The sequence below is a fragment of the Vreelandella titanicae BH1 genome, from assembly GCF_000336575.1.
Classification (GTDB): domain Bacteria; phylum Pseudomonadota; class Gammaproteobacteria; order Pseudomonadales; family Halomonadaceae; genus Vreelandella; species Vreelandella titanicae.
On sequence record NZ_AOPO01000006.1, the window covers coordinates 53864 to 77090 of the forward strand.

A 23227-nucleotide genomic window follows, 5' to 3' on the forward strand; every position below is an offset into this window, starting at 1 on the left:
ATCGTGCGCTCGCCACCACGCAAAGCCGCATTCATGGGCGCAGCGGCAACGCAGTCCCGATGGCAACGAAGATGCCGCCGCAAGTGCGATTGAAGCCGCGGCCAACACGCTTCAGCCAGTGGCGAATGCGGTTAGCCATATTGGCGAGCAGGCCTTCAACCATACATTCAATAGCCACAAAGGTGCCTGCCAGCACGAAATATTGCAGCATCAAACTGCGCTGTGGGTCGATAAACTGAGGTAGAAAAGCGCTAAAAAATAACAGTACCTTGGGGTTGGTAACCGATGCCAGCACCCCCTGGCGGTACAGATGCCACCCTCTCGCTTGGCTTGCGCTCACATCCACCTCGCCCGTAATCGGCGGCGAGCGCCATACCTGGATACCCAGCCAAATAAGATACCCCCCACCGACCCATTTCAGCACTGTTAACCACACCACCGACGACTTAAGCAGCGCACCAATGCCAAACATGCACAGGGCAATAATCAGCATAAATCCTGTGGCGCCGCCTACGATGGTAAACAGGGTTCTACGGCTGCCATGTAGCGCGCCGTGGGTCAGCGCCAGCAGGCCGTTTGGCCCAGGCGAAAGCGAAAGGCCAAGGCAGGCGATTAGGTATAAAAGCCACGTGTCCAACAGCATAGTAACGCCTCCCCCATGAAAAAATGCTTTCAATGCGCCAGCATGTCACTGTTGGTCGGCGTTTTCCATTCGTTAAAGCACGCTCAATAAAAACGCCTCCCCTTTGCTATATGTAACAAGGGGGAGGCGCCGTCTAACGACCTTTTGCTGCCACATAGCGCTTAGGCGAACACTTCAGTCCACTCACTACGCTTGGCCAGTAGGCCTTTGGCCAATTCTTTAGCGCCTTCCAGGCTGTGGCTGGCGGCCCAGCCGCACTGCATCTCGTTGCAGGCAGGTACTTCGGTGGCTTCTAGCACATCGTTCAGGGTTTGTTCGATGATAGTGATCACACCGTCGTAGTCGTCGTGGTTAATCATTGCGATGTAGAAGCCGGTTTGGCAGCCCATGGGGCTGATATCGACCACTTTATCGGTGTGATTGCGCGACAGCTCAGCCATCAAGTGCTCAAGGGAGTGCAGCGCCGGCATCTCCATATGCTCTTTATTGGGCTGGCAGATACGCAGGTCATATTTATGAATACGGTCGCCGTTCTGGCCTTCTTTAATATCGGCTAACCGAACGTACGGGGCTTTTACCTTGGTGTGATCCAGGTTAAAGCTCTCGACGTTCATCTTTTTATCGGTCATGTTGGCTCCTTTTTCACTGAAACCTTGATTCGCTTAAACCTTGGGCGCGTCAAAATTCCATGGTTCGTCGGTATAAACACACACGTTGGCATCTTCGATATCGCCATCCGGCGCTTCAACGTGCTTGGCAAAGAAGTCTTGAATCTCTTTGCGCTGACAATGGGCTTCAAACTCTTCGCGACTGGCCCAGATTTCATGAAAAACAATCGGATAACTGGTGCCCTGGGCGAAGGGGTTATCAATCTGCCGGGTTACGGTGTAGTGAATGCACGCATCTTCCCGGTGGGTGTTCGGCTCTAACGACTGAAGCGCTTTGAATACCGCTTCTTCTTTGCCAGGTTTGGGCTTAAAACCGGCAACACAGTAAATTTTTTCTGACATGGTCATCTCCTAAGTCGTTAAGCGTACGTCATTATGCGGCTTGTCGACGTAGGTTAACAACCTAGCGGATTATGCGCTCGGCCAATGCTTCTAGATCGGTAACCGTCATATCCGGCTCGACACCCCAAGGGTCGAAAGGGGCGTCGGAACTGCGCCGTATCCAGGCACTGCGTAGGCCTGCATGGGTGGCGCCAATCACATCAAAAGGGTTACTGGAAACCAACCATGTGTGCTCGGGGCGTGTCTCTAAGCGGCTACGCAAATGCGCGTACACTGCTGGGTCTGGCTTAAAGCGTTTTACCTCATCGGCGCTGATTACATCGTCCATATGGCTCTCAACGCCTGCTCGAGTGAGTAACTTGGACACGGCATCTGCTGTGCCGTTCGAAAACGCCACGCAGCGTATGCCTGCTTCGCGAAGCTGATCGAGCGCAGGCACTACATCGTCAAACGCGGGCAGCTCAGCATACACCGCCATCAGATGATCTTGGTCATTATCCGAAAGCCCGGTTTGCAGTGCGCGGTCAATAAAAACCAGCGCTTCGCGGGTGCACTCCGAGAACGGCACGTAAGCCCCCATCAGGCCGTGGCGAAAGCTGTACTCAAGCTGCTTATCGCGCCAGCGGCGAGCAAATTCGCCAGCTTTGGAAGCATCCGTTAGGCGATGTTCGAGCTCAACGGTAACGCCTTGGGTATCGATCAGCGTACCGTATACATCGAAGGCTAAGACCGGTTGCATCGTTGGCTACTCCTTAACTTTCAATTGATTGTGACCTGAGTTCAGCTTATATCTTTAGCATAGACGACACCTTCAATAACAAAAGCGCCGCTGCACAGGCAGCGGCGCTCAGAAGACTACGACACTCGGTCAGACCGTAAACGCGGCCTCTTTTTCACCGCTTTTCAGGTCGCCAGAGCGCGTAAGCTCATCGGTAACCCGGTCAATGGCGCGCTTGGCGCGGCCAATCATCTCGTCCACTTCACCACGATTAATGGTCAGCGGCGGCGCAAAGCCGAGAATATCGCCTTGCGGCATGGCCCGGGCAATCAGGTTCTCTTCCATGGCGGCAGCCGCCACGCGAGGGCCGACTTTAAGCGCTGGGTCGAAGTGCAGGCGCTGCTTGGCATCCGGAGAGAACTCCAGTGCCGCCATCAGGCCTACACCACGAACGTCGCCCAGCAGCGGATGACCTTCGAAATTGGCTTTTAGCTGCTGCTGGAAGTAAGCACCGGTTTCCGACGCGTTACCCACCAGGTTTTCACGCTCGATGATATCCAGGTTGGCAAGCCCTGCCGCACAGCCCAGAGCGTGGCCAGAGTAGGTCCAGCCGTGGCCGATGGGGCCATACTCACCGGTGCCCTGCTCCAGCACCTGCCACACCTTCTCGCCAACAATCACGCCGGAGAGCGGCTGGTAGGCGCTAGTTAAGCCCTTGGCGATGGTGACCAGGTCAGGCTTCATATTGTAGTGGTGGCTACCGAAGTCAGAGCCGGTACGGCCAAAGCCACAGACCACTTCATCGGCAATCAGCAGCACGTCATACTTCGCCAGCACGCTTTGAATGGCATCCCAGTAGCCTTCCGGCGGCGGTACGATACCGCCAGTACCCAGTACCGGCTCACCGATAAAGGCGGCCACGGTATCCGGGCCTTCTTCCAGAATCATCGCTTCCAGTTTCTCAGCGCAATACGCAGAGAACTCCAGCTCGGTCATGCCGTGCTGTTCGGCGGCACGCAGGTAGTAATGCGGCGCTTCGGTATGGCGAATGGTATCGATGGGCAGATCGAAGTGGTCGTGGAATGCTTTCAGGCCGGTCAGCGAGCCCGAGGCAATGCCCGAACCATGGTAACCACGCATACGTGAGATAACCTTTTTCTTCTGCGGACGGCCCAGCACGTTGTTGTAGTAGCGTACGATCTTGAGCTGGGTTTCGTTGGCATCAGAACCCGACATGCCGTAGTAAACCTTGGACATATTCATCCCGGCGATTTTTAGAATACGCTCGGAAAGCTCGATCTGCGGCTCGTTGGAGTGACCTACGTAGGTATGGTAGTAAGAGAGTTCAAGTGCCTGCTTATAGATCGCCTCGGCGACTTCGGTGCGCCCGTAGCCGATGTTGACGCAGTAAAGCCCGGCAAAGCCGTCGATAAATTCGCGGCCGTCCTTATCCACGATATTGATGCCTTTGCCGCCGGTAATCACGCGGCCCGGCGCATCGCCATGGGCGAAATCGCGCAAGTGGGTAGAGGCGTGGAAAGTGACTTTACGGTCGCGTTCGATCAAATCCTGATGCAAGCTCATAGTGTTCTCTCTGTACGGTAAACCTCCCCAGTCAGCGGGGAGGTGCTTTATTCATTAATGATGAACTTATTTTTAGGCACCTAACGGTGCCTTCGCCCGGCCGAGCCGGCCTCCCACAAGGCCAACTCAAGTTCCCGGACTTAACTACCCGATACTGAGCCCAGCGCGCCCAGGCAGTAATACTTCGTTTCCAGGTATTCATCGATACCCGTGGCACCGCCTTCACGGCCAAGGCCAGACTGCTTCACGCCACCAAAGGGAACCGGCGGGCCGGTCATCTTAACCGAGTTAACGCTGACCATGCCGTACTCCAGGGCGCGCATCAGCTTCCAGATGCGGCGAATATCGTGGGTGTAGATATACGCCGCCAGGCCGTACTCAGTGTCGTTGGCCATTTCAATCACTTCGTCGTCGGTGCTATAGGCGGTGATCCCGGCCACAGGCGCGAAGTTCTCTTCCCGCCACACTTTCATCTGCGCCGTCACGCCGGTCAGCATCACCGGCATAAAGAAATTTTCCCCCGGTGCCTGGCTTTGATCACCACCCACCATCTTGGCGCCTTTGGAAATGGCGTCATCGACAATCGCGGCCGCCTTTTCTACCGCCTGACGGTGAATCAACGGGCCAAGATCTATCTCACTGTGGAGGCCATTGCCCACGGTAAGCGCCGCCATACGCTCGCTGAAATGCTCTACGAATTCATCGTGGATAGATTCATGCACCAGAATGCGATTGGCAGCCAGACAGTCCTGCCCAGCGGTTTGGAACTTGGCGTCAATGGCCGCAAAGGCCGCCTCTTTGGGATCCATATCGGGCCCAACAATAAACGGCGCATTGCCCCCCAACTCCAGGGAGAGCCGCTTGACGGTATTAGCGCTCTGCTCAATCAGCAGACGGCCCACGCGGGTGGAACCGGTGAACGACAACGCCCGAATACGCGATTCGGCGCAGAGAATCTTTGAGACTTCCGCAGGATCGCCCAGCACCACATTGAAAATCCCCGCGGGAATCCCAGCACGCTCGGCCAGCTCCGCCAGCGCCAACGCCGAGAAGGGCGTTTCATTGGCGGGTTTGACGATCACCGGACAGCCCGCTGCCAGCGCCGCCGCAGCTTTGCGGGTAATCATCGCCAACGGAAAGTTCCATGGCGTAATCATCGCCGCGATTCCCACCGGCTCTTTAATGGTACCGAGTGATGCGTTGGGAATATGGCTGGGGATGGTTTCGCCATAGGTACGCTTACCCTCTTCGGCGAACCAGCGCACGAAACTGGCACCGTACTGCACCTCCCCACGGGCATCGGGCAGCGGCTTACCCTGCTCCAGCGTCATGATGGTCGCAAGGTCTTCACGGTTGGCTTGAATCAGGTCATACCAGGCCAGCAGGCGCTCGCAGCGCTCATCGGCGCGTAGCGCCCGCCACTGTACAAAAGCGGCTTCAGCGGCATCTACAGCGGCGGTTATCTGCTCGGCTTCCAGCAACGGGATATGACCAATGGCTTCATTGGTAGCGGGGTCATAGACAGCCTCTTCGCGACCGCCTTCCCCGTGAGTCCACTTACCGTTCACGTAGGCGTACTGCCGGAACAGACGCGGATCTTCCAGGCGCTTGGCGAGCGTGGTCGATAGTGTGGTCATGGGAACCTCCCCCTCAAATGCAGTCTGGCTAACCGAGCGCTGCAGTCACTGTGTGGCATTGTCAGCAAGCGCTGATTAGCCTTGCCGTCGAATGCCCACAGGTTAACGGAGAGGAGCCACGAAGTGTTTTTGAAAACCGAGACTTATCACGCGACTTTTTTTGTCAGAGAGCGTTTGGCAGTGCTTTTTTTTGGTGGGCTTACGATAGGGGGCCAAAACTACATTAAAGAATGTCGTCGGTATCAATGCCTATAGGAACGCGCTTGACGGTTTTGGTCACGATATAGGTGAAGTAGCGCTCGATACCGGCTTCAGAGACCAGCCACTTATCCATCAAACGCTGGTAGCTATCGATGGTGCGCGCTTCAAACTTCACTAAGTAATCCACCCCACCGCCCACCGCCACACACTCGGTAACTTCCGGGGTTTGCATCACTAGCGCTTCAAAACGAGTGAAGCTTTCGGCGTTGTGCTGCTTGAGCTCAATCTGCACCCAGACAGGATTGCGCGGCACCAACACGTCCGCGTTGATGCGCGCGGTATACCCTTCAATGATGCCAGCCTTTTCCAGGCGCTTTACCCGCTCCCAGCAGGGACTGACCGAGAGATTGATCGCCTCGGCTAGCTTCGACTTGGTGATTCGCCCATCGCGGGAGAGGATATCGAGAATTTTCAGATCGTAACGGTCAAGTTTCATCATGCCGAGGATTACGCCTCCAGGCGTTCAACAACATCGGCAATCACCGCCAGGGTATCCCCCATATTGATCAGTGAGGGGGCACGGCGAGCCATTAGAATGCCGTCGCGCTCTGCTTTATAGGCAACCGGATCGGTGCCGCTGCGGGTCATGTCGTACACGTAGGCGATGGTTTGGCCTTTTTTCACTTCATCACCCAGGGCCACCAATAGCTCTAACACGCCGGAGTGCTGGCTCTGCACGTAGCAACTGGCGTCGGGCATATCGAGATACAGCTGCCCACCTGTGGGCATTTCCACTTCGCCTTCTACAAGGCCGTAGTGAATCAGGAAATTGCGCACGCCGCGCTCGGCAATGGCAATGCTTTGTGGGGTGGAAGTACCGCCGCCGCCAAGCTCGGTGGCCACAAAGACTTTGCCCTGGCGCTCGCAGGCAGTGTCGAAGAGTTTTTCCGCATCCAGCTCAAACATCACCATGGCATAGGGGGCGCCGAACGCTTTGGCACCTTCCAGAGCGGCCTGCTGCTGCTCTTTATTATCCAGCACGTGAGACGCGCCGAAGGGCAGAATATCCAGCGTGCGGCCGCCCGAGTGAAGGTCGAGCACCACGTCCGCCATGGGTACCAACACACGGGTGAAGTAGTCGGCAATTTGCGGCGTGACGCTGCCATTGGGGTCGCCGGGAAAGCTGCGGTTGAGATTGCCCTTGTCCATCGGCGAGGTACGCTTGCCTGCCATGACTGCCGGAGTATTCATGCACGGCACAATAATCACCCGCCCTGTCACGTCCTCTGCCTTCAGCGTTGAAGAGAGTTTCAGTAGCGAGGTGATGCCTTCATATTCATCGCCATGGTTGCCGCCGGTCAGCAGTGCCGTGGGGCCTTCGCCGTTTTTAACCACGGTCACAGGAATCATTACCGCGCCCCAGGCAGACTCATCGGTAGAGATCGGTAGTTTTAAAAAGCCGTGCTGAACGCCATCGGCATCAAAATCAACGGTGGCGGAAATGGGACTTGGTCGCATCGTCGTCATGAAAAAATTCCTTTATGTTACGGGCAGCTATCTCAGCACTACTTCACAAACAGCTGGCGCGGGAAATTGGCCAGCGTCTCACAGCCATCGTCGGTAATCAGAATGCTTTCGGTAATTTCCAGGCCCCAGTCATCGACCCATAGCCCAGGCATGAAGTGGAACGTCATGCCTGGCTGGAGAATGGTTTCATCCGAGGGGCGCAGACTCATGGTGCGCTCGCCCCAGTCAGGCGGGTAGGAGATACCGATAGGGTAACCACAGCGGGCGCCGCCACGGTCAAAACCGTATTTATCCATCGCCGCACCCAGTGCCATGGCGATATCCGCCGTACGGTTACCAGGTTTGGCCACTGCCAAACCATTTTCGATGCCTTCCAGCAGAGCTGATTCCGCGCGAATAAAATCCGTCGGCGGGGTGCCCAGAAATACGGTGCGCGACATCGGCGCATGATAGCGTTTAAACACCCCGGCAATCTCAAAGAAAGTACCTTCACCTTTGCGGAACGGCGTGTCGTCCCAGGTTAGGTGTGGCGCGGCGGCGTCTTTACCAGTAGGCAGCATGGGCACTATGGCGGGATAGTCGCCGCCAAATACTTTGCCGTTCTCATCCACAAAACCTTCGATGCCAACGCGGTAAATCTCTGACACCAGCTTGCTCTTGGGCAAGCCAGGCTCAATCACTTCAAGAATACGCGTATGCATGCCTTCCACAATCTTGGCGGCAATGCGCATATAGGCCACTTCTTGCGGCGATTTGATCGCCCGGCACCAGTTAACCAGCGCATTGGCATCCATAAAACGCGCATGGGGGAGTTCGCGCAGTAGGCTTAGATAGGCCTTGGCGGAGAAGTAGTAGTTATCCATCTCCATACCCACCACCCCCAGATGCCAGCCGCGATCCGGCATGATCGACTGAGCCAGATACTCCATCGGGTGCATGTCCGGATTCTGTACGTAGTAATCTGGATAGTAGGTAATGTTTTCGGGATCGATCCAACAGGTGAGCAGAGCACCGTTGGCATCCATGCGCCGCCCGAACCATACCGGCTCGCCTTCAAGGCCCACCAGCACACACTGATGCACATAAAACGACCAACCGTCGTAGCCGGTCAGCCAAGCCATATTGGAAGGGTCACTGACGATCAGTACGTCAATACCACGACTGGCCATTTCAGCACGCACTTTCCACAGGCGGTTAGCGTACTCTTCGCGCGTGAAAGGCAGGGAAACCTGAGTCATCGGGCAACTCGCCATTAAAGATCACCAAGAACCAGCGCACTGCCTACGATAGGCACGCAACGCTGGGCCACAGGATCGACCTGGCCACCACCGATCAGGCGTCGGGGTTGCATCTGCCGCGCTTGCAGCAGGCCCGCCAATGTCGTCTTAAGCCGATACTAGCACCGACCCTTGGTTAGCGGTCAAAGGCTTTATGACAAAAAGTGCATACGGCATCGTTATTTGCACTATGCGAGCTTGCAACGGCCCCTATCGCTCACCATGATAACCTGCATTGGAAACACGTTTAGCGAGAGGAAACGAAATGAAAATTGTCGTGCATATTGATGAGGCGGCACAGTGGCAAGCGGCGCTTGCGGAAGCGTTGCCCCAAGCCACTGTACTCACCAGCGAGGCACCAGCGGATGAGCGTAAAGATGCTGACTATCTCGCCATCTGGAAAGCCCCCGCCCATTTACTGCAAGAGCAGACCCAGCTCAAAGGCATCATCAATTTAGGCGCAGGGGTGGATTATCTGCTGAAAACCCCAGGCCTACCCAACGACGTGCCAATTGTAAAATTACGCGATGCGGGCATGGGAGAGCTGATGGCCGATTACGCCCTCTATGGCGTACTGCACTTTTACCGCAGCATGGATCGTTACTCAGAGCAGCAGCAAAGCGCCACTTGGGCGCCGCAAGAGGTGGTGGAAAAATCCCAGTGGCCGGTGGGTGTATTAGGCCTGGGCGCTATTGGCAGCTTTGTGGCCAGCGCCTTGGAGCAAGCAGGTTTCCCAGTACTGGGTTGGAGCCGCTCCCCCAAGCAGATCCGTGGTGTGCACTGCTTTCATGGCGACGATGGATTAAGCGAACTGCTCGGCCAAGTGCAGAGCCTGATCACCATTTTGCCCGATACGGCCGCCACTCAACATATTCTCAACGCCGAGCGGCTGGCCCAGCTGCCCCAAGGGGCTAGTGTGATTAATCCTGGCCGAGGTAGTTTGATTGATGAGCAGGCGCTATTGGAAGCACTGGGTAGCGGTCGCCAGCCGGGGCACCTGCGGGGTGCGCTATTGGATGTATTCCAGGAAGAGCCGCTGCCCGCTGACAACCCGCTCTGGCAGCATCCTAAGGTAATCGTCACACCCCATATGGCGGCACCTACTCCGCTGAATGATGCCATCGACCAAGTGATCGCCTACTTGCATGCCTTTGAATCGGGTGAAAAACTCTCCACCATCAACCCGGAGGCAGGTTACTGACGCCCCCCACCCAGGCTATACTGGCGCACTGGGAACCAAGCAGTGGCTAAAGGCTCTTAGGAAGATACCCTTTATGGAGGAAAGGCCCTTGGTCAATGTTTTCGCACGACTACCTGGCCGCGCGCTCAGGTGTGTGGGGTTGGGTTTTGCTATTTCCTGCTCAAGTGGCATGGCATTAGCAACTGAGACATTCAAAGAGCCGCAGCCCTTTGAAACCCCCCAGCCCTTTGAAGCACAGTACCGGCTTGAGGTTCGCGGTTGGCCTGGGGCTACCATTACCCATCGCCTCTCTAACGAAGGGAATCACTGGTTAAGCGATATGCGCTTTTCAATCACCGTGGCGCGCGGCCAGGAGTTCAGCCGTTTTTCGCTCAATGGCAATGACACCAACGCTCTGCTCTTTAGCAGCAGCTATTCGGTGCTGGGCGTGGGTGATAGCTATCAACTGAACGAAGGTGAGATCCCCACTTTAGATCGCCAAGCGGCGCTATTTGATCTCTCCCGCCGGGCGGGACACGAAAACTGTACACAGAGTACGCCCTGCGCGATTGAGTTTGTCGATCAAAAAGGCCGCGATGAGCACTTTCAATATTATGTTACCGCCCCAGGCAGCATTGAGGTTCCCGCAGGAGAGTTTGAAGCACTGAACGTATCGCTCATCGATATCGAGAAGCCCGACCGCCTGCTAACCATTAGCTTTCACCCTGACTGGCCCGGGCTGATTCTTTCTGCGGTGTATCGAAAAGAGGGTCGCCGCGAAACGCAGCTGACATTAACTAACTTCAACCCAAACGGTGGCGCGACGCCCTAAATGTTTTCCGGTTTATTGATTGTTCTACTACCGCTTTTTCTTGGCTATCTGGTTCGCGTCCGTTCCATACAGTTACAGAATCTGATCAACCGAGCGGTTAATGGCTCGGTTTACCTGATTCTGCTATTCATGGGCATAAGCCTTGCCGGGCTTGAAAACCTGACTAGCCAGCTTTCGCGCCTGGGTGGCAACGCCTTGCTGTTATTTAGCATTACCACGCTATTTAACTTAGCAGCACTATGGTGGCTATCGCGCCGTTTAACGCTTAAGGCCGGTAGCTCACCGGTGGTGAAAAATGCTCCGACCAGTAAGCTGGCGGCCATGCAGGGTTCGCTTTTATTGGTCGCAGTGGTGGCAGGGGGCGTTATCGCTGGCCTGCTGCTGGGGCCACTCCTGGGTGATAGGCTTTTCAACAGCGCAGATTTACTGGCCGAATGGGTACTCTACCTGCTGCTGGCACTGATTGGCTGCCAGCTGCGTAACTCCGGCATGCCACTCAGGCAGATCTTACTTAACCGCATGGGGCTGGCGATTGCGGTGACGCTAGCAATAAGTTCGCTGCTGGCAGGCTTGGCTGCCGCCCCGCTGCTCTCATTAAGCTGGAACGAAGGCCTGGCGATGGCGTCAGGCTTTGGCTGGTACTCTCTTTCGGCCATCTTGATCGGCGACCAGCTAGGCCCACTGATGGGCGGTGTGGCGTTCTTCAACGACCTGACCCGGGAGCTGCTGGCGTTTATATTGATTCCACTGGTGATTCACCGCCATACCGCACTGGCGATTGGTTACGGCGGCGCCACCTCCATGGATTTCACCCTGCCCGTCATTCAGCAGCACGGCGGTGTGGCCTGCGTACCCATTGCCGTGGTCAGCGGGTTTATCCTTTCACTGCTCTCCCCGCCGCTAATTCTGTTCTTTCTTTCGCTGTCAGGTTAGCGGTGACGGGCGCTCATTGGTTAGGATAAGTGGCATTGCTGGAGATATAAAAACTCTTAACCCCCAGGATGCCCACTCCCCATGCTCAACGGAATTTGGTTAAGCTTCTTTATCGCTGCCTTCGCGGCCTCACTCTGGCAGTGGTTGGTTGGCGGCGATAGCGAGGTATTTGCCCGCTTGGTGCAGTCGCTGTTCGACATGGCGGAAGTGAGCGTTGATATTATCCTGGTGCTGCTGGGCACCATGACGCTGTGGCTGGGGTTTCTTTCGATTGCCGAAAAGGCAGGCTTGATTCGCCTGCTTGGACGGGTGCTCGACCCGCTGTTCTGCCGCTTGATGCCAGAAGTTCCCCGCGGCCACCCTGCTATGGGGCTAATCAGTATGAACTTCGCGGCGAACATCCTGGGTCTGGATAACGCCGCTACGCCGATTGGCATCAAGGCGATGCACTCGCTGCAGAGCCTTAACCCCAGCAGTGAGACCGCCAGCAACGCACAAATTTTGTTTCTGGTGCTCAATACCTCTTCTCTCACGCTATTGCCGGTAACGATTTTTATGTATCGCGCCCAGCAAGGCGCCGCCGACCCCACGCTGGTCTTTTTACCTATTTTACTAGCGACAACCGCCTCCAGCCTGGCAGGGCTTTTGGCGGTGGCACTGATGCAGCGCTTAAAACTTTGGCAGCCCGTGGTGCTAGCCTATTTAGCGATTGCTGCACTTGCGTTGGGGCTACTGATCACCACGCTGGCAGGCATGTCCGCCCAGGCGCTAGCCGCGGCCTCTACGCTAGTCGGTAACCTGACGCTATTTAGCATCGTGATGATGTTTTTAGTGGTCGGGGCGTTACGTGGGGTGAGGGTGTACGACGCCTTTATTGAAGGCGCAAAAGAGGGGCTGAGCTTTACCATCACGTTGCTGCCTTACTTGATCGCCATGCTGGTGGCGGTCGGCGTACTGCGCGCCAGCGGCGTTTTAGACGCTGGCTTAGGCGGTATCCGCTGGATAGTAGAAGGCTTTGGCTGGGACACCCGCTTTGTCGATGCTCTCCCCACCGCCTTTGTGAAACCGCTTTCTGGCAGCGGCGCCCGCGCCATGATGATCGAAACCATGGATACTTTCGGCGTAGACAGCTTCGCCGGGCTACTCGCGGCCACTATGCAAGGTAGCACTGAAACCACCTTCTATGTGCTGGCTGTCTACTTTGGCGCCGTGGGTATCACTCGCATTCGCCACGGGTTGGGCTGTGCGTTGGTCGCCGATGTGGCGGGAGTAACCACTGCGATTGCGGTGTGTTACTGGTTTTTTGGATAGCTGGTGTTAGCTGGCTTTCGTTCACTGGGCTCAGCGTCTACCTTTCAGGGGAGCCGCATTAAGGTCTACAGGCAGTAGATCAGGAGCCATCGCTAAGCAGTAGAAATGCGTTTAAACATTCGTTGCTCCCGAGTGTTTACCGCTCAAGGACGATAGGTGAAATATGGCAGGCGCAAGCAGTTTATTGATAGCGCTGGCGGCCTTCTGCTGGGGGATATCTGGGGGAATCGCAGGCATTTTGTTAGACGACGGCTGGGATGCAGCCGTCGTGTCATTTTATCGAGGGTTTATAGGGCTTCTCTTCGCACTTGGGTGGCTGCTGCTTCAACGTCGGCATAGCGGACTAAACAGCAAGCGGCTTTGGTTCTGGTCAGTGGTTGCAGGCCTGGGCGTCGCTGGCAATTTTACGTTCTATTTTCTTAGTATTGAGTATGGCAACGTTGCGGTCGCTGCCACCCTGATGTACTGCGCCCCTGTTTTTGTCTACCTCGTCTCATTTTCCCTCAAACTAGAGCGCCCCACCGCTGCCAAGTGGCTGGCCATTGCGCTGGTCATGGTGGGTATTGTGCTGTTAACCAAGCTGTATGCCATCAGCGCCAGTGGTCTCTCGTTAATTGGCGTAGGCACCGGGCTGCTTGCCGGGCTCTCTTATGCAGCGTTCATTTTTGGTTTCAAGTATGCCGCGCCCCATGGCAGTCCTCAGGCAATTCTTTCGGTCGCCTTCACCGTGCTAGCCATCGCACTGCTGTTTCCAACGGACATTAACCAGGCTGTCAGCGTTATCAGCGCTCCGGAGCTGCCGCTGTTTGTGGCGCTGGGCATTCTCGGCGCTGGACTATCTTTTCTGCTGTACGTGGTAGGTATCAAGCATGCGGCACCTGCGCTAGCCTCCATGGTTGCCATGGTCGAGCCGATTACCGCCACCCTGTTTGGTGTAGCGGTGTTAAACGAAAGCCTGGGCGTTATTCAAATGGTCGGTATGGGGATCATCTTGCTAACCGTCACCGCGCTGAGCGTTTCTTCCCGCTGATAAGCTTAACGGCTACACTCACCGCGCATGGGCGCACTCAATGCCTTGCTCAGCATTGACCCCACCAGCCCTTGCCCAATGAGTACGGTGAGCTTTGCGATGGCGGCTTCCAGAGTGATATCGCTGCCGGCAATCACGCCCGCTTGATTGAGTGCAGCACCGCTGGCGTAGGCACCCTGCACTACCTCACCTTGGGCACACTGGGTGACGTTAAGCAGCGCTACGCCTCTCTCGCTGGCCGCCTTCAAGGCGTCAAGCAGCTCGCCTTCAAAGCTCAGCGGGTTGCCAACCCCGTAGCTATAAAGCACCAGCCCTTTTAGCGTTTTATCCGCCAGCAACGCCTTTGCGCGGCGCAGCGACATTCCTGGATGCAGCGGCAGTACCGCCACCGCCTCGTCGTCCACCTCAATAGGTACAAAGTTGGGTATACCGCTTAGCAGCGCCGAAGGTTGGGGAAAACTAATGCCAATACCAAGCTCGGCAAGCCAGGGGAAGTTGGGTGAGTCGAAGGCATCCAAGCCTTGAGTGCGCACCTTGCGGGCTCGGTTACCGCGCAACAGCCGGTCGTGAAACACCAGGCTTACTTCACAAGGTGTTGCGGGGTGAGCCGCAAGCTGCAGCGCGCTGAACACATTATTCAGCGCATCGCTTCTTGGCTCACCCAGTGGAATTTGGGAGCCGGTGAAGATCACCGGCTTATTCAACGCACCGAGCATAAACGAAAGCGCCGCGGCGCTGTACGCCATGGTATCGGTGCCATGGAGTATCACAAACGCTTCATAGCACGACCAGTGGATTTCCAGCTGTGCCACCAAACGGTTCCAGGCCTCTGGCATTAGCTCGGCGCTATCAATCAACGGCTGCATTTCCAGCACATCAAACGCTGGCAGCCGGTAAAGATCGTCCAATGCCAAATACGCCGCTAGGCGTTCGGCCAGCCCCGCGCAAGGTATATAACCCTGTGACGATGGTTGCATACCAATAGTCCCACCGGTATAGAGCATCAGTACGCGGGGCATGGTCACTCCTTTCCTAATCAGTACAGTCGTCTAAATAAATACTTACTTCGCAGGCGCGCCTTCCAGGCGCTGCTTTAACGCTTCGGCCTCTTCAGGCTCTAGCTCCCAGGCTTTTGGATCCAGGTCAAGATCCGGATGCTGGTTAGCGTCAAAAATCGGCTGTTTGATGCCCTGCCGACGCTGACCATCGAAGTCTTTCAAAATGCGCAGGCCGCACTTAAACAGCATGATCAGCGCAATCAGGTTGACCACTGCGAGCAGCCCCATGGTGACATCAGCAAAGCCGAACACGGTGCCCAAATCAGTGGTCGCGCCCCAGCAAACCAACAGCACGATGGCAACGCGGAAGGCGTTAAACAGGTTCTGGTTGTCGCGGCTAAAGAAGTTGAGGCTGTTCTCACCCAAGTAGTAGTTGTAGAGAATGGTGCTAAACGCAAACAGCAACAGTGCCAAACTGACAAAAGTGCGGCCCCATTCGCCCACATGGTCGGCCAGCGCTGCCTGGGTCAGGGCGATGCCTTCAACACCAGCACCTACGGTCGGGTCATAAGCACCGCTGAGCAGAATCACAAACGCCGTGGCGGAACAGATAATCACGGTATCGATAAATACCGAAAACGCCTGCACGATGCCCTGGTTGGCAGGGTGCGGCACATAGGCCACCGCCGCGACGTTTGGCGCACTACCCAAGCCCGCTTCATTAGAGAACAGGCCACGCTTCAGGCCCATCATAATTGCCGCGCCAATACCGCCACCAATCAGTGGTTCAAGGCCGAAAGCGCTCTTTACAATCAGCACAATCACGCCAGGTATTTCCGTAATATTCATGGCGATGACCAGCAGCGCAATGGCGATATAGCTCACCGCCATAAAGGGCACCAAAACCTCGGAAATACGTGCAATACGCTTAATACCGCCGAAAATAATCAGCCCTACCAACATCGCCAGAGCAATGCCGCTATACAACACCGGTACGCCAAAAGCATCGCCGAAAGAGGTTGCCACCGCATAGGATTGCAGTGCGGTAAAGGCAAAACCGAAGGTCAACAGCAGCAGTACCGAGTAGAACGCTGCCAGCCAGCGCCACTGCTTACCCAGCCCTTTAACAATGTAGTACGCGGGGCCGCCGCGATAGGTGCCGTCACCTTCGGCTTCTTTATAGGTCTGTGCCAGGGTGCATTCCAAAAAGCTGGTGGCCATACCCATTAAGCCCACCAACCACATCCAAAAAATCGCCCCTGGGCCACCCAAGGTAATCGCAACCGCTACGCCGGCGATGTTGCCACCACCAACGCGCCCAGCCACTGAGAGCACCAGCGCCTGAAACGAGCTTAAATGGCCGTGTTTATTGCGCTTAAAGGCTTGGCCGGAACCGAGGATGCGAAACATCTCACCGAAATAACGAAACTGCACAAAGCGGGACGCAACGGTAAAACCGATGCCAACGCCCACCAGCAGCACTAGTAGAACCTTCCCCCACAGGAGGTCATTGAGCATATCGAGCATGTGATTCTCTCCGCGTTTTTGTATTAGCGTTATGTTTGAATTCGCGTCGTTTGTTATCGCGCTTGTGGAATTCGCGCCGCGGAGAACGTTTTACCAAGTGTGGGGCAGGATTAAATTTGGCGCAGCGGTGCAGTTGTGTGCACTCGCTGCATCAGTGGGTGCACCATAGTGCATCAGGCAAGCCGTCAGACCTTCTCGGCAATGCGGTGGGCTAACTTATGGATAAAGGGGCCGCTGATAAACGCAATGATCCCAGCGGCTGGCCAGGCAAGAAACCAAGCGTGCATCCAGATGCCAACAAAATCAGCATGCATGCCGATATTCACGTAGGTCACCCAGGCAGACATAATTAGCGATAGCGTAAACGACATGAGAATAGCGAAGATAATTCTATGTTTCATGAGAGTACCTAAGGATGATGTATAAGTGCAGGTAGATTAACAAACATCTATAACGGTAATATATGCCAATATATGAGAATCAATTTTACAGAATTGCAAAATGCGAAAACCCTCGTTAGATGACCTAAATATCTTTATCGTGGCCGCTAATCAACGCAGTCTCACGGCTGCGGCGGCATCGTTGAAGATGACTATTGCCACCGTGTCGAGGCGTATAAGCGCATTAGAAGCCACGCTAGGCGTTGAGTTGCTCTATCGCTCAACCAAGGGGTTGACGTTGACGCCTCACGGCGAATCCTACTACCGCGAATGTGAGGAATTGGTGCTCGCACTAGATCAGCGCATTTTGGATCTGGATCAAACGCTGCATAGCCTAAGCGGGCCGTTGAAAATTATGGCGCCGGTCAATTTGGGCAGCGGGCCGCTAGATGCATTTTGGCGTCACTTTATCCATCGCTACCCTGAGATTTCGCTGACCATCGAGCTGGACAACAACGTAGCCGACATTCGCGGCCAACAAGCGGATATTGCACTACGCTCTGGGCCACAAAAAGACGATACGCTGATCCAGAAATACCTGGGCTATATAGAGATCATATTGGTGGCATCACCCACCATGATGCATCCTCTTCCCAGTAAGATTGATGAGTTAGAAGCGTGCCCCAGCGTGGCCGCCAAAATGTTTAGCGACTGGCATCTCACGCACAGGGAAGGCAGTCAGTACACTTGCCGCAAAAGCCATTTTCACATCAGTAACGACATGAGTATTGTGCTGAATCTCACCCAATCGGGCGCCGGCGTTTCCTTGATGCCTACCAGCATGGTGGCCAACAGCCTACAAACGGGGGAGTTAATCCGAGTACTGCCTGAGTGGCAGGGGCTCAACAGGGAAATTTTCCTGGTATGGCCCTACCGGCGAAGCCTTTCAGCGCGGGCCAAGCTGTTTCGCAGCGAGTTAATCGAATTCCTCAGTCACCAATCCTGGTTCCACTCTGCTGATTAGACCGACTGTACGGAGCAAACTGGCTTCTCTACTGGCGCCGTAACGCCAGCAGTTAACGATCATCATTTTTGGATAATGCTTAGATGCCCGCTTTTGCCGCCCGAGCAGCGTGGAGCTTTTTATAGCTTTCAATCAAGCGCTGGTGGCGCTCTAGGCCTTCTAACTGCATGTTAGTGGGCGTTAGGCCGTGGAAACGCACCTCGCCACTCACTGAACCAACCACCGCCACCATGGTGGCTTCGCCGAACATGCGCTGGAAGTTATGCAGATAATCTTCAAGCGCCAGCTCGTCATCCAACACAATTTCCAGCACCGCGTTCACCGCCTGGTAGAACAGGCCGCGCTCGACGGTATTGTCGTTGTACTGCAGGAACATCTGAACACAGTCCAGCGCTTCTTCGTGACGGCCAAGCGCCAGGTAGACCAACAGCTTCAGTTCCAGAATCGTCAGCTGTCCCCACTCGGTGTTTTCATCAAACTCAATACCAATCAGCGTAATGATATCGGCGTGGTCATCCATCTGGCTCTCTTCCAGCCGCTCGACTAGGTCGGTGAGTTGATCGTCATCCAGGTGGTGCAGATTGAGAATATCTTCACGGTAATCCAACGCCTTATTGGTGTTATCCCAGATCAAGTCCTCGATGGGATATACCTCCGAGTAGCCCGGCACCAGAATACGGCACACCGGTGCGCCCAAGTCTTCGTGTACCGCCATGTACACTTCGGCATCTAGCTCTTCAAAGATACCAAACAGCGTGTCGGCCTCTTCTTGGTTGCTGCCGGAGAAATCCCACTCACTGAATTCAAAATCGGGCTTGGCGCTAAAGAAGCGCCAGGAGACCACACCTACCGAGTCGATAAAGTGCTCAACGAAGTTATTGGGCTCGGAAACCGTCTGCGAATTAAACGTCGGTAGCGGCAGATCGTTCAGGCCTTCGAAACTGCGGCCCTGCAACAGCTCGGTCAGGCTGCGCTCCAGCGCCACTTCAAAGCTTGGATGGGCGCCAAAGGAGGCAAACACGCCGCCGGTGCGCGGGTTCATCAAGGTGACGCACATCACCGGGAACTGCCCGCCCATGGAGGCATCTTTGACCAACACTGGGAACCCCTGGGCTTCCAGAGCGTTAATACCCTCTACTATGCTTGGGTACTTTGCTAACACTTCCTGCGGTACATCCGGCAGGGTTAGCTCCTGCTCAAGGATTTCACGCTTCACTGCCCGTTCGAAAATTTCCGACAGACACTGCACCTGGGCTTCCACCAGAGTGTTGCCCGCACTCATGCCGTTACTCAGGAACAGGTTTTCGATCAAATTGGAGGGGAAATAGATCGTTTCACCGTCGCTTTGGCGCACAAACGGCAGTGAGACAATGCCCCGGTCTTCGCGGCCAGAGTTGGTATCAATCAGATTCGAGCCGCACAGCTCGCCTTCCGGGTTGTAGATATCAAGGCAGTGTTCATCGAGAATCCCTTCGGGGAGCTCGTCATTCGGCCCTGGCTTGAACCACTTCTCATTGGGGTAGTGAACAAAGGCGCTGCCCGCCATCTCTTCGCCAAAGAACTGGTCGTTATAGAAGAAGTTGCAGCTCAGACGTTCGATAAACTCGCCCAACGCCGAACACAGCGCACTCTCTTTGGTCGCGCCTTTGCCGTTGGTAAAGCACATGGGGGAGGCCGCATCGCGAATATGCAGTGACCAAACATGAGGCACGATATTACGCCAGGAGGCGATTTCGATCTTCATGCCTAGGTTGGCCAGTATCGCGCTCATATTGGCAATGGTCTGCTCCAGCGGCAGGTCTTTACCCTCGATGTAGGTACTGCCGCCTTCCGGTGCGCCCATCAGCAGCGCCTGGGCGTCCTCGTCGATGTTTTCTACCGTCTCGATCTGGAAATCAGGGCCGGTTTGCACCACCTTCTTAACCGTGCAGCGGTCGATGGAGCGCAGAATGCCCTGGCGATCTTTTTCAGAAATATCTTCCGGCAACTCGACCTGAATTTTGAAAATCTGCTTATAACGGTCTTCCGGGTCGACGATGTTGTTTTGTGACAGGCGAATATTTTCGGTAGGGATATCGCGGGCGTTGCAGTACACCTTTACAAAGTAGGCCGCACACATGGCAGACGATGCCAGAAAGTAGTCAAACGGCCCCGGTGCCGAGCCGTCACCTTTGTAGCGAATCGGCTGGTCGGAGATAACCGTAAAATCGTCGAACTTAGCCTCCAAGCGGAGGTTGTCGAGATAGTTAACTTTGATTTCCATGAGCGGGCATCCGGAGCAATGAGTTTGCCTAGCAGTAGGCAGTAGGCGAATTGCGGCCCATTATCCAGTTTTTTACCCGCTTCGTCTTGGTCAGTCTCCCAAATCATCTACCACATGTCGTGCAAAAATGGTTGTTCTTACTACAGCAGCAACTCGGGGTTCTCTTCACGAACTATTGAGCTTGCATCATACGCTCCGCCTCAGCTTCGCTGACCCCGAGCATCAGCAAAATCTGGCGTTGTGTGGCTACCAACACCTGCTTTCGCTCCACCTCCCCCGGCAAACTTTTGGCAATGGCGACGGCCCCTACCAGGGAGGCCAATATGACCCGGGATTTATCAGCAATCGCTTTGCGGTCATCGGCAAAGGGAAGTTGTTTCAGCTTACTCAGCGCTATCAATCGCGTTTCAAGCATCTTTTTCATACTCATATATGACGCTTCAAACAAGGTGCGGATTTCGGCTTTTTCACTGCCTATTTCGTTGAACAGTACCGCTTCAGGCCCCGGCTTATGCTTAGCTTCCAACTCTTGGAGATTGCAGTAGTTGGCGACTAATTCGGTTAGATGTTGTAACGAAAGTGGGCCTTTTACCAGCCTGGCCGCCCGGCTGTTATCAATGGTTAGGCGAACAGACTCATTGTAAAGGGCCTCTTTGGAAGCGAAATGGGCGTAAAAAGCGCCATGCGTCATCTTGGCTAGCTTCATGATCTGGCCAATCGATACCTTTTGAAACCCATTACGGCTGAATAGCTCTGTCGCCGAAGCCAAAATGCGCTCTTTGGTTTTCGATTTATGGCTCTTGGGATAAGGCATATCTACCTCGTCAGCTAAATATTATCTTGATCATATAGTGCCCATTGCTAGGGTGACCATATCAATAAATTAGGAGCCACTATGCACTCACCTATCGTGATTACCGGCATGGGTATGGTCAGCCCGCTAGGCAACAGCGTCAATAAAAGTTGGCAGCGACTGGTTGACGGCCAGTCTGGCATCAGCACCATTGACCGCTTTGACACCAGCAATATCCCGATCAAAATTGCTGGGGTGGTGCCTAGCATTAACCAAGACCCCAGCGGCGGTATTGACCTGAATGAGATAGCTGACCCCAAAGAGCAGCGCAAAATGGACTTGTTCAGCCTTTACGCGTTAGCAGCAGCCCATGAGGCACTGTCACAGGCCAACTGGTTCCCCGCTGAGCAGGCTCAAAAACGCAGAACGGCCACCATTATTGGTTCTGGCATTGGCGGTTTCCCGACCATTACGCAAGCCCAAAAAAACCTTGCCGAGCGCGGCTATCGCAAACTCTCCCCCTTCACAGTGCCCGCCTTTCTAGCCAATTTGGCTGCTGGCAATCTGTCCATTCGCTATGGCTTTCAAGGCCCACTGGGGTGCCCGGTTACAGCTTGCGCGGCAGGTCTACAGGCCATTGGTGACGGTATGCGCATCATACGCAATGGAGAAGCCGATGTAGCCCTCGTCGGCGGCGCCGAGGCATGTATTGACCCGCTTTCACTGGCCAGCTTTAACGCTCTAAAGGCCGTTTCCACAGAAGCAGACAACCCTGAACGCGCGTCCAGACCCTTTGATAAAGCCCGTAACGGTTTTGTGATGGGAGAAGGCGCTGGCGTTATGGTGATCGAAACGCTTGAGCATGCGGTCGCGCGGGGTGCAACGCCGTTAGCGGTGATTAGCGGCTACGGCACCAGCGCAGATGCCTATCATCTAACGGCAGGCCCAAAGGATGGGGCCGGCGCAGCGGCAGCGATTCAAGCGGCGCTAGGCATGGCGAACCTTACCACTGATGCTATTGACCATATCAATGCCCACGCTACCTCGACGCCCGTTGGCGACCGGGCTGAAATTGCCTCATTGCGTAATGTATTCGGTGAGCGCTTGTCCGCCATTCCTATTTCGGCAACCAAAGCCGCCACAGGCCATCTCTTAGGCGCAGCAGGGGGCATAGAGAGTATTTTTTCTGTATTGGCAGCCAATACGCAGCAACTTCCGCCTACCATCAATCTTGAGCACTGCGATGATGATATGCAGGATTTAACCTTCGTCACGGCGACTCATCAGAAGCACGTCACTAAGCATGTATTGTGCAACGGATTCGGTTTTGGTGGCGTCAATGCGGCGCTTATTGTTAGCAGTATCGAGCGTTAAAGACGGAAATAAATAAACCGATCTGCCGCCAGGCTATGATCGGTTTATCTAAACACTATTGTCACCCTTTCTTGCATAGAAACGACAGCGCTTCCTCAAGCAGCATTTCGGGAACTTCCTCAGCGATGTAGTGGCCGCAAGGCAGCGCTTTGCCGTCTACATCGGTGGCGACTTTTTGCCACTCGCTTAAAGCATCGAAGCAGGCTTCAATAGCGCCTTCAGCGCCCCACATCACTTTTATCGGGCAGGTGAGTTTTACACCCGCGTCGATATCTGCCTGATCGTGCGCTAAATCAATCGTGGCGCTGGCGCGGTAGTCGCCGCAAATGCCGGTGGCGGTACCGGGGAGCGACAAGCAGCGCTCATATTCGGCCAGGGCTTCTGAGGAGAAAGGCGCCATACCGGCACTGCGGGCACCCATTACGCTTTTCAGATATTGGGCGGGATCGCTCTGGATCAGCATTTCCGGCAGCGGCTGAGGCCGAATCAAGAAGAACCAGTGCCAGTAACTGCGTGCAAAGGCCTCGTTGGTGCCGCGATACATGGCAAGCGTCGGGGCGATATCCAATAGCACCATGCGCTCTACGCGTTCAGCGTGGTCAACCCCTAAACGGTGGGCGACCCGCGCGCCGCGATCATGGGCCAGCACTTTAAAACGCTCGAAACCCAGCGCGCTCATTAGCTCAGCCATATCCTGCGCCATAGCGCGCTTGGAGTAATTTAGATGCTCAGGATCATCGTCGGGTTTACTGCTGTCACCGTATCCGCGCAGATCCGCGGCGATAATGGTGAAATATGGGGCAAGTTCTTCTGCCACTTTGTGCCAAATCACGTGGGTCTGAGGGTGGCCATGAAGCAGTAGCAGTGCCGGGCCTCTGCCACCCATTCGAAAAGCGATCTCGACGCCATTAACGTGGCGCGTTTGTTTTTCAAACCCATGAAACATGGTGTTCTCCTGGTCTGCTGGCAATGTAACTAACACAAC

General features: G+C 55.1%; 22 protein-coding genes. 7 read left to right on the forward strand and 15 right to left on the reverse strand.

Going from position 1 to position 23227, the window contains the following annotated elements:
• Window positions 1–31: 31 nt before the first annotated feature.
• The 9 genes from HALTITAN_RS12665 to doeA all read right to left on the reverse strand — a co-directional run bounded on the left by HALTITAN_RS12665 (window position 32) and on the right by doeA (window position 8558).
• Window positions 32–643 carry a LysE family translocator gene (locus HALTITAN_RS12665; RefSeq protein WP_039859375.1) on the reverse strand — a complete coding sequence of 204 codons (612 nt, stop codon included), beginning with the start codon at window positions 641–643 and terminating at the stop codon, window positions 32–34.
• Window positions 644–804: 161 nt separating this feature from the next.
• Complete coding sequence (locus tag HALTITAN_RS12670) at window positions 805–1272, reverse strand: S-ribosylhomocysteine lyase (RefSeq protein WP_022522331.1); 468 nt, start codon at window positions 1270–1272, stop codon at window positions 805–807.
• A gap of 33 nt (window positions 1273–1305) precedes the next feature.
• Window positions 1306–1653 carry a putative quinol monooxygenase gene (locus tag HALTITAN_RS12675; RefSeq protein ID WP_022522330.1) on the reverse strand — a complete coding sequence of 116 codons (348 nt, stop codon included), beginning with the start codon at window positions 1651–1653 and terminating at the stop codon, window positions 1306–1308.
• 61 nt (window positions 1654–1714) lie between these two features.
• The gene (locus HALTITAN_RS12680) at window positions 1715–2392 is read right to left on the reverse strand and encodes a haloacid dehalogenase type II (RefSeq protein ID WP_009287348.1); all 678 of its coding nucleotides are present in this window, start codon (window positions 2390–2392) and stop codon (window positions 1715–1717) included.
• Between the two features lie 129 nt (window positions 2393–2521).
• Window positions 2522–3955, reverse strand: coding sequence for an aspartate aminotransferase family protein (locus HALTITAN_RS12685; protein ID WP_009287349.1), 1434 nt, complete (start codon window positions 3953–3955; stop codon window positions 2522–2524).
• Window positions 3956–4095: 140 nt separating this feature from the next.
• Window positions 4096–5592: an NAD-dependent succinate-semialdehyde dehydrogenase gene (locus HALTITAN_RS12690; RefSeq protein WP_027958051.1), complete on the reverse strand. Its 1497-nt coding sequence runs from the start codon at window positions 5590–5592 to the stop codon at window positions 4096–4098.
• 223 nt (window positions 5593–5815) lie between these two features.
• Window positions 5816–6292, reverse strand: a complete 477-nt coding sequence (locus HALTITAN_RS12695; protein ID WP_022522328.1) for an Lrp/AsnC family transcriptional regulator — start codon at window positions 6290–6292, stop codon at window positions 5816–5818.
• 8 nt (window positions 6293–6300) lie between these two features.
• The gene (gene doeB, locus HALTITAN_RS12700) at window positions 6301–7320 is read right to left on the reverse strand and encodes a N(2)-acetyl-L-2,4-diaminobutanoate deacetylase DoeB (RefSeq protein ID WP_022522327.1); all 1020 of its coding nucleotides are present in this window, start codon (window positions 7318–7320) and stop codon (window positions 6301–6303) included.
• Between the two features lie 38 nt (window positions 7321–7358).
• Entirely contained in the window at window positions 7359–8558 is a 1200-nt protein-coding gene (doeA, locus tag HALTITAN_RS12705) for an ectoine hydrolase DoeA (RefSeq protein WP_027958052.1), read from the reverse strand.
• 304 nt (window positions 8559–8862) lie between these two features.
• Here doeA and HALTITAN_RS12710 point away from each other — a divergent pair, with 304 nt between their 5' ends.
• From HALTITAN_RS12710 to HALTITAN_RS12730, 5 genes are all read left to right on the forward strand, one after another.
• Window positions 8863–9798: a 2-hydroxyacid dehydrogenase gene (locus HALTITAN_RS12710; protein ID WP_039859378.1), complete on the forward strand. Its 936-nt coding sequence runs from the start codon at window positions 8863–8865 to the stop codon at window positions 9796–9798.
• A 73-nt stretch (window positions 9799–9871) separates the two neighbouring features.
• Window positions 9872–10609 carry a hypothetical protein gene (locus HALTITAN_RS12715; protein ID WP_039859380.1) on the forward strand — a complete coding sequence of 246 codons (738 nt, stop codon included), beginning with the start codon at window positions 9872–9874 and terminating at the stop codon, window positions 10607–10609.
• Window positions 10610–11542 carry a LysO family transporter gene (locus tag HALTITAN_RS12720; protein ID WP_009287351.1) on the forward strand — a complete coding sequence of 311 codons (933 nt, stop codon included), beginning with the start codon at window positions 10610–10612 and terminating at the stop codon, window positions 11540–11542.
• Window positions 11543–11623: 81 nt separating this feature from the next.
• Window positions 11624–12853, forward strand: a complete 1230-nt coding sequence (locus tag HALTITAN_RS12725; protein WP_027958055.1) for a nucleoside recognition domain-containing protein — start codon at window positions 11624–11626, stop codon at window positions 12851–12853.
• Between the two features lie 163 nt (window positions 12854–13016).
• Window positions 13017–13883 (forward strand): DMT family transporter, encoded by an 867-nt coding sequence (locus HALTITAN_RS12730; RefSeq protein ID WP_009287352.1) that lies wholly within the window; start codon window positions 13017–13019, stop codon window positions 13881–13883.
• Window positions 13884–13888: 5 nt separating this feature from the next.
• Here the strand turns inward: HALTITAN_RS12730 and HALTITAN_RS12735 are convergent, their stop codons facing one another.
• From HALTITAN_RS12735 to HALTITAN_RS12745, 3 genes are all read right to left on the reverse strand, one after another.
• A complete protein-coding gene (locus HALTITAN_RS12735) occupies window positions 13889–14902 on the reverse strand; it encodes an asparaginase (RefSeq protein WP_039859381.1) in 1014 nt (337 codons plus the stop codon).
• Between the two features lie 42 nt (window positions 14903–14944).
• Window positions 14945–16408, reverse strand: coding sequence for an alanine/glycine:cation symporter family protein (locus HALTITAN_RS12740; RefSeq protein WP_009287354.1), 1464 nt, complete (start codon window positions 16406–16408; stop codon window positions 14945–14947).
• 185 nt (window positions 16409–16593) lie between these two features.
• Complete coding sequence (locus tag HALTITAN_RS12745; protein ID WP_022522320.1) at window positions 16594–16809, reverse strand: DUF2798 domain-containing protein; 216 nt, start codon at window positions 16807–16809, stop codon at window positions 16594–16596.
• A 100-nt stretch (window positions 16810–16909) separates the two neighbouring features.
• On the opposite strand from HALTITAN_RS12745, the gene HALTITAN_RS12750 reads away from it, so the two are divergent.
• Window positions 16910–17812 (forward strand): LysR family transcriptional regulator, encoded by a 903-nt coding sequence (locus HALTITAN_RS12750; protein WP_009287355.1) that lies wholly within the window; start codon window positions 16910–16912, stop codon window positions 17810–17812.
• 79 nt (window positions 17813–17891) lie between these two features.
• Here the strand turns inward: HALTITAN_RS12750 and HALTITAN_RS12755 are convergent, their stop codons facing one another.
• Together HALTITAN_RS12755 and HALTITAN_RS12760 are read right to left on the reverse strand one after the other, a co-directional pair.
• Window positions 17892–20075: an OsmC domain/YcaO domain-containing protein gene (locus tag HALTITAN_RS12755; protein WP_039859382.1), complete on the reverse strand. Its 2184-nt coding sequence runs from the start codon at window positions 20073–20075 to the stop codon at window positions 17892–17894.
• A 172-nt stretch (window positions 20076–20247) separates the two neighbouring features.
• The gene (locus HALTITAN_RS12760) at window positions 20248–20889 is read right to left on the reverse strand and encodes a TetR/AcrR family transcriptional regulator (protein WP_027958059.1); all 642 of its coding nucleotides are present in this window, start codon (window positions 20887–20889) and stop codon (window positions 20248–20250) included.
• A gap of 81 nt (window positions 20890–20970) precedes the next feature.
• On the opposite strand from HALTITAN_RS12760, the gene fabF reads away from it, so the two are divergent.
• The gene (gene fabF / locus HALTITAN_RS12765) at window positions 20971–22242 is read left to right on the forward strand and encodes a beta-ketoacyl-ACP synthase II (protein ID WP_009287356.1); all 1272 of its coding nucleotides are present in this window, start codon (window positions 20971–20973) and stop codon (window positions 22240–22242) included.
• A gap of 61 nt (window positions 22243–22303) precedes the next feature.
• Here fabF and HALTITAN_RS12770 read toward each other — a convergent pair whose 3' ends face one another.
• Window positions 22304–23188: an alpha/beta fold hydrolase gene (locus HALTITAN_RS12770; RefSeq protein WP_039859383.1), complete on the reverse strand. Its 885-nt coding sequence runs from the start codon at window positions 23186–23188 to the stop codon at window positions 22304–22306.
• Window positions 23189–23227: the final 39 nt, after the last annotated feature.

Excerpts from the sequence above, each read along its gene's own strand:
- HALTITAN_RS12665 (WP_039859375.1), bottom strand. The coding sequence starts at position 643 with ATGCTGTTGGACACGTGGCTTTTATACCTAATCGCCTGCCTTGGCCTT.
- HALTITAN_RS12670 (WP_022522331.1), bottom strand. The coding sequence starts at position 1,272 with ATGACCGATAAAAAGATGAACGTCGAGAGCTTTAACCTGGATCACACC.
- HALTITAN_RS12675 (WP_022522330.1), bottom strand. The coding sequence starts at position 1,653 with ATGTCAGAAAAAATTTACTGTGTTGCCGGTTTTAAGCCCAAACCTGGC.
- HALTITAN_RS12680 (WP_009287348.1), bottom strand. The coding sequence starts at position 2,392 with ATGCAACCGGTCTTAGCCTTCGATGTATACGGTACGCTGATCGATACC.
- HALTITAN_RS12685 (WP_009287349.1), bottom strand. The coding sequence starts at position 3,955 with ATGAGCTTGCATCAGGATTTGATCGAACGCGACCGTAAAGTCACTTTC.
- HALTITAN_RS12690 (WP_027958051.1), bottom strand. The coding sequence starts at position 5,592 with ATGACCACACTATCGACCACGCTCGCCAAGCGCCTGGAAGATCCGCGT.
- HALTITAN_RS12695 (WP_022522328.1), bottom strand. The coding sequence starts at position 6,292 with ATGATGAAACTTGACCGTTACGATCTGAAAATTCTCGATATCCTCTCC.
- doeB (WP_022522327.1), bottom strand. The coding sequence starts at position 7,320 with ATGACGACGATGCGACCAAGTCCCATTTCCGCCACCGTTGATTTTGAT.
- doeA (WP_027958052.1), bottom strand. The coding sequence starts at position 8,558 with ATGACTCAGGTTTCCCTGCCTTTCACGCGCGAAGAGTACGCTAACCGC.
- HALTITAN_RS12710 (WP_039859378.1), top strand. The coding sequence starts at position 8,863 with ATGAAAATTGTCGTGCATATTGATGAGGCGGCACAGTGGCAAGCGGCG.
- HALTITAN_RS12715 (WP_039859380.1), top strand. The coding sequence starts at position 9,872 with ATGGAGGAAAGGCCCTTGGTCAATGTTTTCGCACGACTACCTGGCCGC.
- HALTITAN_RS12720 (WP_009287351.1), top strand. The coding sequence starts at position 10,610 with ATGTTTTCCGGTTTATTGATTGTTCTACTACCGCTTTTTCTTGGCTAT.
- HALTITAN_RS12725 (WP_027958055.1), top strand. The coding sequence starts at position 11,624 with ATGCTCAACGGAATTTGGTTAAGCTTCTTTATCGCTGCCTTCGCGGCC.
- HALTITAN_RS12730 (WP_009287352.1), top strand. The coding sequence starts at position 13,017 with ATGGCAGGCGCAAGCAGTTTATTGATAGCGCTGGCGGCCTTCTGCTGG.
- HALTITAN_RS12735 (WP_039859381.1), bottom strand. The coding sequence starts at position 14,902 with ATGCCCCGCGTACTGATGCTCTATACCGGTGGGACTATTGGTATGCAA.
- HALTITAN_RS12740 (WP_009287354.1), bottom strand. The coding sequence starts at position 16,408 with ATGCTCGATATGCTCAATGACCTCCTGTGGGGGAAGGTTCTACTAGTG.
- HALTITAN_RS12745 (WP_022522320.1), bottom strand. The coding sequence starts at position 16,809 with ATGAAACATAGAATTATCTTCGCTATTCTCATGTCGTTTACGCTATCG.
- HALTITAN_RS12750 (WP_009287355.1), top strand. The coding sequence starts at position 16,910 with ATGCGAAAACCCTCGTTAGATGACCTAAATATCTTTATCGTGGCCGCT.
- HALTITAN_RS12755 (WP_039859382.1), bottom strand. The coding sequence starts at position 20,075 with ATGGAAATCAAAGTTAACTATCTCGACAACCTCCGCTTGGAGGCTAAG.
- HALTITAN_RS12760 (WP_027958059.1), bottom strand. The coding sequence starts at position 20,889 with ATGCCTTATCCCAAGAGCCATAAATCGAAAACCAAAGAGCGCATTTTG.
- fabF (WP_009287356.1), top strand. The coding sequence starts at position 20,971 with ATGCACTCACCTATCGTGATTACCGGCATGGGTATGGTCAGCCCGCTA.
- HALTITAN_RS12770 (WP_039859383.1), bottom strand. The coding sequence starts at position 23,188 with ATGTTTCATGGGTTTGAAAAACAAACGCGCCACGTTAATGGCGTCGAG.